Below are 12,912 nucleotides of genomic sequence, written 5' to 3' on the forward strand. Positions count from 1 at the left end.
GATAAAAAGCGAAGGGCTACTGTCAGCAGTAGCCCTTCGCTTTTTTAATGAACGGGTGAATTTACCTCCTCATATCGACGTAGGTGGAGCGGCGGATATCCTGGCCGGTCACCTCGAATGTCACAAAATAGGTCCCATCAGGCAAGGGGTCGCCCTCCTTGTTCTGGCCCACCCAATCGTTGCTCGTGTAATCTTCTCGTTCATAGACCAAATTACCCCAGCGATTGAACACCCGGAACATATTATCCGGATACTGGTTCACACCTCTGATCTCATAGCCGTCGTTCTTACCGTCACCATTCGGGGAAAATCCTGAGGGCAGTTCGAGTCCGCAGAGATCGGGACCATCCAGTCGTACCACGAGCGTATCATATCCATAGCAGGTACCATCGGTGATGGTCCATACAAGCAGGTTATCGCCGACTGCAAGGCCGGAAACAGAAGCCAGCGGTGAAGAAATGCTGCTGAAGGAGGCTGTGCCGCTAAACACCGACCAGGTACCGGTTTGTCCATTTCCCAAGCCGGCATTGAGGCTGACGGTCGGCTCGCATCCGCCCTGATCCGAACCGGCATCAGCGAGCAATTGCGCGGGTTCGTCGATGGTAACTACATCCGTACTCGTACAACCGTTGGCATCCGTTGCCGTTACCGAGTATGTACCCGGAGTAAGATTCGTGATAGCAGCGGTCGTACCTCCGCCCGGTATCCAGACGAACGATGCCGGGCTGATACCGCCGGTTGTACCGGCTTGTGCGGAACCGTCCGTTTGACCGAAACAGCTTACATCAATACCCTGAGCGGTGACCGCGAAGGCGACGGGTTGTCCGATCGTCGCGGTCAGTTGCAACGTACAACCATTTGAGTCCGTGATGGTGAGTGTGGTATTTCCGGCAATGAGACTGTCAGCGGAAAGGCCGGTCTCACCGTTGGACCAGGTATAGGAGTAAGGAGCCGTACCACCGGAGGCGGCAGTTGCAGTAGCCGTTCCGTTCGCATCACCGTTGCAGCGTACATCGGTGCTGGCGCTCAGGTTGGAAACGATGGATGATGGTTGATTGACGTTGGCGGAATCAGCGACCACGCAGCCATTGTCGTCGGTGACCGTGTACGTCACATATCCACCGGAGAGGGAATCAGCGGTAAGACCTGTATCACCATTCGACCAACTCACACTGTAAGGTGCGGTACCACCGGAGATGCCGATAGCCACCGAGCCGTCGTTAATTCCGCTGCATCGTGCGTCGGTGACCGTTGGAGTAAAGACGAATGCTCCGGGCTCTGAAATGGTTGCGCTGGTGGTTTCCACGCAGCCGTTTGCATCGGTTACCGTTACGGAGATGCTTCCAGCGGCAAGGCTGTCGGCGCTACTGCCCGTGTCACCGTTGGTCCAGGCATACGTGAACGGCGCGGTTCCACCGCTCAGTGTAACCGTTGCGGAGCCGGTCGCGGCACCTGGGCACAATACGTCGGTTTGAGTACCAACTACTGCACCCATGACGGGAATCGCGGAGATCGATACGGAATCAACGGTCGTACATCCGACACTATCGGTGATCGTGACGAAGTACTGGCCACCATTGAGGCCTGTTACACTTGCTGTGGTAGCACCGCCCGGTGACCAGCTATAAGAGTACGGGGTCAGACCGTTGTAGACAAATACCGTAGCCGTACCATTGGCAGTACCACAGGTTGCAGCTACTACTGAGCCGATTGAATCCAGGATGGCCGGTGGTTCACTCAGGGTATAACTCGCATTTCGGCTGCATCCATTCGCATCCGTTAAGACAAACGTATAGGTACCGGCGGCAAGACCTGTGAGATCCTCTGATGTGGCAGTGGTCGACCACAGGTACCCATATGGATTTACCCCGCCTGAAATGGTCTGGTCGATCGAACCGTTGGTCGAACCAAAACAAGAAACGTTGAAGCCATTGAAATCGGAAACCGTTGCGAGCACATCCAACACCGGCGGTTCCGTCAAGTAGAAGTTCGTATCCAATACGCATCCGTTCGCATCAAAGACGCGGAGTCCCAGGGTATCAGCCGGCAGGTTACAGATCTGAGCGGTCGTTATGGTATCATAGCCGTTCCAATCGTAAATATATGGTATGGTTCCACCGCCGATCGCCACCGTGACGCAGGCCAGCGAGTCGCCGCTACAGGGCACGTTGAACCCGTTGAAATCCGAAAGCGTTGCCGACATGTTCATGGGCAGCGGTTCAGTGAGGGTAATGGTGGAGGTCGCGACGCATCCGTTCGAATCCGTTACGGTTACAGTGACCGGTCCGGCGAACAAGCCGATCGCCGAATCCGCCACATCTCCGTTCGACCAGGAATAGGTATAGGGACCCACTCCCCCATTCGTAGCCGCATAGGCGCGGCCGTCATTGTAACCGAAACAACTGATGTTGAATCCGCCCGAATACGTCAAGGACGTAAGTCCGATAGAAACAGAATCCGGTGCCGAGATCACGAAAGAAGTATCCTCGGAACATCCATTACTGTCGGTGATGGTAACCGAAATGGTGTCTGCCGGCAGGCCGGTCACGCTGTCGGTTGTTGCCCCATTCGACCAGGAATAAGTATAGATACCGGTTCCACCTGCAATGGAGAGATGAATTTCGCCATTGGTCGAACCATTGCAGGAGACATTATAACCCTGATAATCCGAAACCGAAGCCGTGATATTCAGAACAGGCGGATCCGATAACACGAATCCTACGGAGTCCTCGCAGTTGTTGGCGTCTTCGATCAATACCCAATACGTACCGGAAGGCAATCCACCTACCGAATCGGTTGTCGCGCCGGTGCTCCAGTTATAGGTGTAAGGCGGAGTACTGCCTCCCAGGTTCAGCAGAATGTAAGCGGAAGAGTCTCCGCTACAAGAAGCTGACGCGATGATGGTGTTATAGGAGAACGGGGTGGGTTGGGAAAGTGCTGTGGAACCGACAATGGAACAGCCGTTCACATCACGGACATAGACTTCGACTGATCCGGCCGGGAGGTTGAACAGGGTGTCGTTGATTCCGCCGTTACTCCAGAGGTAGGTATAGGGGGAAGTTCCGCCGGTCACTTCTACCCAAACGGTAGCGCTGGAATCACCCGCACAACGGACATTCACATCACCAAAGAACTGAATGGCGGTGATCAGCGGCACCAGGGTATCGGGCTCGAGGATGGAAATGGTATCCAGGCGCGAGCAACCGTTCAAGTCGGTAATGGTCACGGAGTAGAAACCGGCGAACAAACCTCCAATGCTGTCCGTCGTCTGCCCCAATGGGGTCCAGTTGTAGGTATAACCCGGGCTACCACCAGACGTATTCGCGTTGATCCAACCCGACGCTTCGCCCTTACAGACTACATCGAACTTGGTGAGCGTATTGAGCAGCGGAGTCGGTTCTGTGATCGGCGTATTGATGCTGTCCTTGCAACCGTTAACGTCCGTTACCGTGACCCAATAGTTCCCTGCACCGACACCGGCAATCGAATCAATGGTAGCGCCGGTGGACCAGAGATAGCTGTATGGCGGCGTCCCTCCTACCGGGCTAACCGACACACCACCGTTGGTGGCTCCATTGCAATCGATATTCGTTCCGCCTGGCGTCGTCGTGAAATCACTGAAGCTGGCAACCAAGAGCAACGGTTCGCCAATCGAAAAGGTACTGTCAACCGTACAACCGTTGGCGTCTTCCACGGTCACGGTGTACGATCCGGCAATCAATGTATCCGCCGTATTACCGGCATCGCCATTCGACCAACTGATGGTGTAGGGAGGCGTACCACCCGAAGGGGTAAGGGTTGCAGAGCCGTTACTGCCGCCGAAACAGGAAATATCGGCAAGGCTGAGCGAAGATCCAGGCAGGGAAACGGCGGTACCCGGTTCCGTGATCACCTGGGTGATGATCTGGGTACATCCGTTCGCGTCACGAACCGTATCCGCATAGGTGGCAGGGCCCAGGCCGGTGAGATTGGCCGTGGTGGCTCCATTTGACCAATGGTGGGTATAGGGGCCGGTTCCGCCAGAGACGGAAGTAGTAATGGTCCCGTTGCTGTTACCAAGACAAGTCACGTTGGTAAAGCCCGTGATGGATGCAACAAGGGCGGTAGGTTCCGTGATCGCTACCTGTGCGGTATCGGTGCAACCGTTGAGGTCGGTGATGGTCACCGTATAGGTACCAACACCTACCGCCGTCAGGTTGGCTGTCGTTTGCCCTCCTGGCGACCAGGCATACGTATAAGGAGTAAGTCCTCCGCTGATGCTACTGTTCGCGGAACCATCGGTACCGGCGTTGCAGCTCACGTTGATGGAGGACGCGATCCCTGCCGCGACCGGTGCAGGCGGTTCCGACAAGGATGTTTGCGCGGAACTCGTACAGCCGCTGGCATCTGTTACGGTAACGGTGTAGGTACCGGACGCAAGCGCGGTTGCTGTCTGAGTAGTTTGTCCGGATGGATTCCAGGAGTAGGTATAAGGCAAGGTGCCACCAACCGTTGTAGCTGTCACGGAACCGGTCGCAGCACCCGCACAGGCGACATTATACCCATTGTATTGCGGACTGCTGACGGTGGTATTGATAACCGGGACAACGAGTGAAAAGGAGTACGTCTGGGAACCGTTGGTCGGACAAGCATTGTCGCGCACGGTGACAATGAACGTATACGGCTGCGAACGTGCATCGGAAACCGAAGGCGTCCAGGTAAAGGTACCGATCGGGAACTGTGCTCCCACCGTTGTAAAGGTCGCGCCGGGAATCACATTGTTCCAGTTCATGATGACCGTATCCGTCGCATTGGGATCGGAGGAGTTGACCGAGAACGTAATGGTCGATCCGGGGCAAACGACCGCACTGAAATTGGACGAGCCGTTAATCCCCGTCGCGGTCGGCAACAGGTTGGGGTTACAGATCTTGGTCAGGAACTGCATATCCCGGACCACGCTACCGATGAGTACGCCGTTCCGGTATTCACGCACGAGAATCGCGGTCACCCCGATTTCGCCGTTAACGGTCGGGAACATGTTGATATCGCCGGTGACGGAGTTGATGTTGACCGCAGGGCTCGACGTCAGTGGCTGGCTGGCTGAATAGCCGGCATTGAAGGTGACATTTCCCGTCGTATTGGTCGACGTATTATAAGTGCGGGGCGTGATGAACGAATACACCAGAGAGTCGCCATCGGGATCCACGACACCATGGTTGTAGGTGAAGCTCTGATTGACACACAGGAAAGCCACCGGAATGTTGGTGAACTGAGGAGAGTTGTTCCGCTGGAAGAGGAGGTTATTGAGTGTCGCTTCCACATACATGTTGTCGTTGCAAGGGTTGTTCAGTGTGGTGATGGCACAGTTTCGGCAACACACATAGTAACTGAGCACCCAGTCCGAACACTGCTGTGGTAGCGTTACATTATTCTGGTAAAGGTATTGCTGGTAACCCGCGTTGCTGGAAGAAGAATTCGTACACTTGGTCTGAGCGGTCCGGCACGGAAAGGTGATCTCCTGTCCGGAACCCGCTACCAGATTCAGGGTAAAATTCTGATTACGCGAACAGCTCGAAGAGCGGGCGTTCAGTGTGATGGAATTGGGCGCGGCAACACCCGCGCAATCCCGGTAGAACGCAACGGTTACCCGGTACGTATTTCCGCTCACCCAAGTGTAGGTCAAATCGCTCCCGGCAGAGTGCGTAGCCTTCGCTTCGTTCACCCACAACAGTTGTGAGCAAATCATCATCAGCGCCACGGCTACTTTGTTCAAGAGATACCGCTTCGAAGTTTTGGTAAAATGATGGATCATTTCGTCTGGAATTATTTCGGGCGCGCGGTTGGACACAAGCGCCTTTAAGGAAGCAATTTCGTTGATTTTCATTGCCAGACTGCCTCGGTTCACACAGCCTTTTTAACACGCTTATACACAAATTAAAAAGGGGCTGCGCGATCAGCACAGCCCCTTTTTCAGTCGCCTGGTACCAGGTTATTTTGTCATTTCGATCACCTTGAATTCCGTCCGGCGGTTGGCCTGGTGCTCTTCTTCGGTACACTTGACATCATTCTTGCAACCGTTTACCAACACCCGTTCTCCATAGCCCTTGGCGATCATGCGGCTGGCATCAATGCCTCGGCTGGTCAGGTATTGAACGGCCGACTCAGCGCGTTTCTGCGAGAGCACATCGTTGTACTTGTCATCCGCGCGACTATCGGTATGGGAACTCAGTTCGATCCGGATACCGGGGTTGTCCTTGAGCGTTTGCACTAACTTATCAAGTTCAACAGCCGCGTCAGGACGGATGTCCCATTTATCCAGGTCGTAGTAGATGTTCTCCAGGACAATCGGCTTGTTGATGATGATCTTTTCAAGTTCCAATTTGAGCTTCACGAACATGTTCTCGCTGCGGACTTTACCAACGGTGCTTACGATCTCCGTATTGGTGAAGAATCCGTCCTTACTACCAACAACACTGTATTCCGTCTCCCGGTTCAGCTTGAACATGAACTTACCGTCCGGACCGGTAACAGCGGTTTCCTTCTTCCCGGTCTTTCGGTTCAACAATTCAACCAACACACCGGCCAGCGGTTCTTGGGTACCCTTCTCTACGGCGATACCTTCCAAAGTGAAACGCAGGTCGTTAATCGCAAAGGCGTAGATCTGATCGATTTCCGGATTCCCTCCTCGATTACTGGAAACGAAGCCACCGGTTGCACTGTCATTCACCGCGATGCCAAAGTCGTCAAAACTGGTGTTGAGCGGATAACCTACGTTCTCCGGACGATTCCAGGAACTTCCGGCTTTCTCGGCACGGTAAAGGTCGAGGCCGCCCATGCCGTGACGGCCTTCGGAACTATAGTAGAGTACGGAGTCTTTCCAAAGGGTCGGGAACACGTCGTTATAGGCGGTATTTACAGCCGGGCCCATATTTTCCGGCTGGCTCCAGGTGCCGTTGACTTTGCGGCTCAACCACAGGTCAACGCCTCCCTGACCACCCGGACGATCGCTGGCAAAGATCATCGACTGGCCGTCGGATGACAAGGTCGGATGACCGGTACTGAAATCGTCGCTGTTAAAAGGAACTTCCGTCATGTTGGACCAGGATGTATCCTTTCTGACGATCTGGTAGATCTTCAAATTGACCACGTCCTGATTACTCTTACCCACCTTCTTCTTCACGTAGTTGTTCCGCGTAACGTAAGCGGTATCGCCATTCGCTGTAAACGCCACAGGACCTTCGTGATAAATTCCATTCACCGCTCCCTGCATCGCTTTCGGGCTGCCGGGTTTACCACTGCCATCGAGCTTGGCGTAGTAGAGATCGAGGAACGGACGGGAGGTCCAGGCATACGTCTTTGGAGACGCTTTCATAGAACGGTCGGTGACAAGGACCAGTCCGTCTTTGTAATAGACCGGAGCGAAATTGACCTGACCGGAATTCAGCGGGCTCACTTCTAGGGTGTACTTGGCACTATCGGCTTTCCAACCGGCAATACTGTCGCAACTCTGACGAATCCTGCGCGCCGTCTCATCTCCCGGAACGCTGGCCAGGTAGAGATCCAACTGCTCCTGCGCTTGCGGGTACTTGCCGCTGCGCATGAGGAGTTGACCGTAATGCAGACGGTCAATGGGTTGAACGCTGGAAGACTGGACAACTTTTGCATAGGATTGCTCCGCCTTGCTCCAGTTGTTCATGAGCCTGTAGCTGTCAGCCAGTTTTCGTTCGGCCTCCGGAAAGCTCTTTTTACCTAAGGCTTTCTCGTATTCGGTTACCGCCTGGCTATAGGCGAGCTGGTTGTAGAGGCGGTTGCCCTGCCGGACATGATAGCTGGCACAACCGCTGAAAAGCAAGGAGGCGGCTGTCAATCCGGTGAGCAGTGTATGGCGAATCGTCATGGGCGTATGTGGAAATCGACTTGTTCTTGAAATGGTGTACCCGAGGGACTGTGGACGAGCTGATCGTCAGCTTCGGTCATTAGAAATACCGGGGAGTTTTCATCTTCATGATATCATAGCCGAAGTCATATCCGATCATGATCTCATGGGAGCCCTGGCTATAGTTCTTCATTTCCGTAGTCGTGAAATCGTAACTGTATCCGATCCGGAGTTTCTTGCTCACCTGCAACTCCACCAAGCCTACGATCGCGTCCTGCGTACGGTAGCTGCCGCCGATCCAAAGCACGTTTGCCAGCAGGACATTCAGGTTGAAGTCGGCTTCCACAGGAGCGTTCTGCACGTATTTAACCAATACGCTGGGCTTCAAAACGACGTCCGGATTCACTTCCAGTACCGTTCCAACCGTCGCGAAGTAGTGGCGTACCTGACGCGGCACTACTTCCCCACTGCTGAGGTCCAGGCTAAGGCTTTTTTCAGGATCGTAACTGATGATGGTCGGTACGCTCAGGCCTGCATAGTATTTCTCACCATACAGATAGAGACCGGCACCGACGTTCGGCAGGAAGCGTGTTGCTCGATCACCTGCAAAGGTCGGGTCACCCGGATCGAAAACGATGAGGTCACTGTTCTTATAGGAGTAGTAACCACCGCCGGCGCGTAGTCCAAGCGACAGCTTACTCTTCCCGAACGCTTTCAAATGGTAGGCCGCATTCAGGTAGGCGTCCGTGCGATCGGTAACGCCGATCTTGTCATGACTGAGCAACACACCCCATCCCAGGTTGGTCAACCCGACCGGGCCGTGAATGCTGGCGATCTGAGTCTCGGGCGCGCCCTTGAAGTCAACCCACTGCTTTCGATAAAGCAGGCTGGCCATCATGTAATCCTTGCTGCCGGCATAACCCGGATTGAGCAACAGGTGGTTGAACATGTACTGGCTGACAAGGATGTCCTGCTGGCCGGAGGCAGATAAGCCGCTCAACAGCAGCACCAGGCCTAAGAGTATCTTGCGTAGCGTCATTGTCGCAATATTCGTGTTTTTAGTTCGTGTAAAGTCTTATTTTTCTCCTCTTGCTCAAGGAACAATCAACAGCGGTCGGTGAACAGCGCAAAGGATTTTAATCTCTTATTGTCTGCGCAGATCGACGTAGGTGCTCTTCCGCAGGTTCTTCCCAACTACTTCCAGGACGACGAAGTAAGTGCCGTCCGGCAGCGGGTCGCCGCTATTGTTTTGTCCAACCCAATCTTCGTTTACGTAATCTTCCTTGTCATAGACCAGGTTGCCCCAGCGATTGAACACCCGGAATACGTTGTCCGGATAGCCTTCGATACCTTTGATATGATACCCGTCGTTCTTTCCATCACCATTGGGTGAGAAGCCGCTCGGAAGTTCCAATTCACAGGCATTGTCATAATCCACGCTAACGGTATCGGCAGCAGAACACGGACCGTTGGTGATGGTCCAGAGAAATACGGTATTACCGACCGGCAGGTCCGTGACGGATGTCGAGTCGTTCGTCGGATCAGCGAGATTGCCGCTTCCGGTTACGACCGACCATATGCCTACTCCATTGATGAAACCGCGGGCGATCAGCACGGCATCATTCGCGCAAACGAGTTGATAGTCTCCCGCTTCCGCATTCACCGGCTCCGCTGCCGTAATCAGCAGGTAGTCCGTGGTGGTACAAGCGCCGTTGGTGATCGTCCAGTTCAGGGTATCGGTACCGTAATCGATCAGGGTGGCTACGGCGTTGGACAATACGGGATTGTCGAAGGTGGTGAGACCGGCTGATGTCCAGCTTCCGCTAAAGCCCGCCACATTCGTGGCATTCAACTGCACAAAACCCAGTCCGCAGAAAGCCGTGTCACTGCCGGCGTTGGCGGCGATGTTCGTATAGTTGAAGATGGTCAGTTCATCCAGGCCGGAACAACCGTCGGCGTCCGTCACGGTCCAGGTCAGGCTGTTGAAGCCGGGCTGCAGATTATTGGCGACGGTGGTCGGGTTGGTGGCATTGACAAAGGATGCGCCGGTTGAGGATGTCCACTGACCGGTCATACCGGCACCTAAGGTCGCTTGCAACTGAATGCTGTTCCCTACACACAAGGCGGTATCATTGCCCGCGAAGGCGTTCACCGGCGAAGGCTGATTCAGGTTGACTGTTTGCTGGAAGGTGCAGCCGTTATCGTCGGTGATCGTCACGATATAGATACCGGCATCGACCGAGCTCAGATCCTGAGAGGTGGCTCCGCCGGGATTCCAGAAATAATCAAAGCCACCGGTGCCGCCGCTTACGGAAATATCAATCGAGCCATCCGACCCTCCGTAACAGGTAGGCTCGATGGTGCTGTTGACGGTCACGGTGATCTGGCTGGGCTCGCTGATGCTGATGGCACTGGTACCGGTGCAACCGTTGGCATCGGTGACGGTGACCGTGTAATTGCCGGCGATCAGGTTGGTAACGGAGGCATTCGTGCCGCCATAAGGTTGCCAGTCGTAGGTGTAATTCGGTGTGCCGCCATTCACGATGGAGACAACACCGATGCCACTGCTGTCATTATAACAGGATGCATCCGACGAAAGCACGGTCAGGTTGATCGGCGCCGGCTCTGTGATTTGCACCGTATCGAAAGAGGAACACCCATTGGCATCCGTGATACCGACAGCATAAATACCTGCGCCCAGGTTGAAGGCCGTATCATTGGTTTGTACGGGTGTCGTATTCCATGAGAAGGTAAAGGGCGGTGTGCCATTCTGGGGGACCGCTACCGCGATACCGTTGGTCTGACCGTTACACAAAACCGATTGAATCGCGCTGGCGATGGGCGGTAGTATGTTGCTATCCGAAACGGTTACCGGCAGTGAACTGGTACAGCCGTTGGAATCCGTTACAGTAACTGTATAAGCACCGGCGGCCAGACCCGTGATCGTGGTGGTTGTCTGCCCCCCGACCGACCAGAGGTATTGGTAACCAAAAGAGAACGGAGTTCCACCACTGGCCGACGCGCTGGCCGTTCCGTCAGACGCGCCGCAGGTGGATTGCGTGGAAGAACCCGCAATGACAATGGCTGCCGGTTCATCGATGTTCACAGTATCGGTTCCGACACATCCAAGGCTGTCGGTCACCGTCACGATATAGGTGCCTCCCGAAAGCCCGGTTGCCGTTGTTCCGAATTGAGGAGGCACGGTATTCCAGCTATACGTATAGGAAGGAGTTCCACCGCTTGCAGCGACTGTGGCGGTTCCGTTGGCGTCACCGTTACACTGAAGATCGGTAACGGAAACCGTATTGACATTCACCGCCGGTGCGGAAGGATTGATCGTGGCATTGGCGGTGGCCGTACAATTTCGGCTGTCGGTCACCGTGACGATGTAGGTACCGGGAGCCAGGCCGGTGGCAGTATCGTTGAGCGTCGGGGGAACCGTATTCCAGGAATAGGAGAAGCCGGGAGTGCCACCGGCTGGAGTAGCAACGGCGATACCACTGTTTGACCCTGCACACGGAGGATTGGTCGTAGCAGTTGCCACGGTCAGCACCGCGGGATCATTGATGGTGACAATAGACTGACCCACGCAGCCGGTTACCGTATCGGTGATGGTAACCGTATAGGTACCGGCAGCAAGGCCGGAGATGCTCGCGGTCGTCTGGCCACCGGGCGACCATACATAGGTCAGGGATCCGGAACCGGGCACTACGGTCGCGACGCCGTCATTGGCTCCGTTACAGGAAATATCCGTTCCGGTCGCCGTATAGAGTGGCGAGTTAACGAAAACCTGGAACGAGTACGTTTGGAAACCCACGTTCGGACAAGCGTCATCGGTCACCGTTACCGTGAACGTATAGGGAGTCGGACGAACATCGGCCGGTGAGGGAGTCCAGCAGAACTGACCGGTCGGGAAAGGAAATCCGCTGACGGTAAAGGTGGCACCGGTAATTCCCTGGTTCCAACTCATCGTCACGATCTGATTCGGGTCGATGTCGTTCGACAGGATATTGAAGCACAGGTTGGTGCCTGGACACACCGAAGTGTCACGGGACGCTCCCCCATTGATGCCGCTGGCGGTTGGCAGGTTGTTGCTGCAGGCGCGCACGTAGATCTCCATGTCACGAACGACGCTACCGATCAGCACCCCGTTGCGGTATTCTTCTACCAGCACGGAAACGACCCCTACTTCTATTTGAGTAGGCGTCAAAGTCAAATCACCGGTGGCGCTGTTGATGGCAAATGCAGGAGAAGACGTGATCGGATTCGTAGCCGAGTAGCCGGGTAAAAATGGAATGGAGTCGGTAGCGTTGATGAGGGGGTTCACCAGGCTGTAAACCAACGAATCGCCATCGGGATCGATCACCCCGTGGTTATAAGTGAAATTCTGTCCGACACATAGAAAAGCTACAGGAATGTTGGTAAAGCGCGGAGAAGAATTGCAACTAAGGTTCAGGTTATCGAGCGTCGCGGCGATGTACATGCCGGGATTGGTTCCTTCCAAACAAGGTGACGCTACCAACATTGTTGTAATGTCGCAGTTCCTGCAGCAGTAGGACCAACTGATCACCCAATCGGCGCACTGCATCGGGAAGGTGATGATGCCGCTGTACTGATACTCCTGGATTCCGGGAATGGTGGAAGCGGGATCGTCACAACTCGTGACAAGGGTCGGACACGGATAGGTGATTTCGTTACCGGTGCCGGTGACCAGCAACAAGGTATCGGTGAAATACTGATTACAACTTGCCGAGCGGAATTCGATACCCACTCCGAGCGGTGCTGCCGATCCACGACAATCACGGTAAAAGGTCAGGTCGATCCGGTAGGTGTTGCCTCCCAGACAGGTATAGGAGATGTCGGAACCGACCAGGTGCGTTGCCGAGGCCTTTTTCGGCATCAGACTGGCCGTTGCGGCAATGGTGATCAACAGGATCAGGCGGCGGACAAGTTCTTTCATGGAATTGCTTTCGGGTCGGATCGGTGGAGGGCATTCGCTCCCCCACCCGCTTCCGGGTACTGTAAGACTTAACGCATTTTTACTTGATTTCAGCTAA

General features: G+C 54.7%; 4 protein-coding genes. All 4 read right to left on the bottom strand.

Features of this window, described 5'->3' with window-relative positions; genetic code table 11:
• Positions 1-61: 61 nt before the first annotated feature.
• The 4 genes from IPJ96_11100 to IPJ96_11115 all read right to left on the bottom strand — a co-directional run bounded on the left by IPJ96_11100 (position 62) and on the right by IPJ96_11115 (position 12,815).
• Entirely contained in the window at positions 62-5,791 is a 5,730-nt protein-coding gene (locus tag IPJ96_11100) for a gliding motility-associated C-terminal domain-containing protein (protein ID MBK7910880.1), read from the bottom strand.
• Positions 5,792-5,968: 177 nt separating this feature from the next.
• Positions 5,969-7,876, bottom strand: a complete 1,908-nt coding sequence (locus IPJ96_11105) for an OmpA family protein (protein MBK7910881.1) — start codon at positions 7,874-7,876, stop codon at positions 5,969-5,971.
• A 79-nt stretch (positions 7,877-7,955) separates the two neighbouring features.
• On the bottom strand, positions 7,956-8,894 hold the full coding sequence (locus IPJ96_11110; GenBank protein MBK7910882.1) for a type IX secretion system membrane protein PorP/SprF: 939 nt from the start codon (positions 8,892-8,894) through the stop codon (positions 7,956-7,958).
• Positions 8,895-8,999: 105 nt separating this feature from the next.
• Positions 9,000-12,815 (bottom strand): gliding motility-associated C-terminal domain-containing protein, encoded by a 3,816-nt coding sequence (locus IPJ96_11115; GenBank protein MBK7910883.1) that lies wholly within the window; start codon positions 12,813-12,815, stop codon positions 9,000-9,002.
• Between the last annotated feature and the right edge of the window lie 97 nt (positions 12,816-12,912).

It is taken from the genome of Bacteroidota bacterium, from assembly GCA_016713765.1.
GTDB classification, from domain to species: Bacteria; Bacteroidota; Bacteroidia; order AKYH767-A; family 2013-40CM-41-45; genus Pollutiaquabacter; species Pollutiaquabacter aromativorans.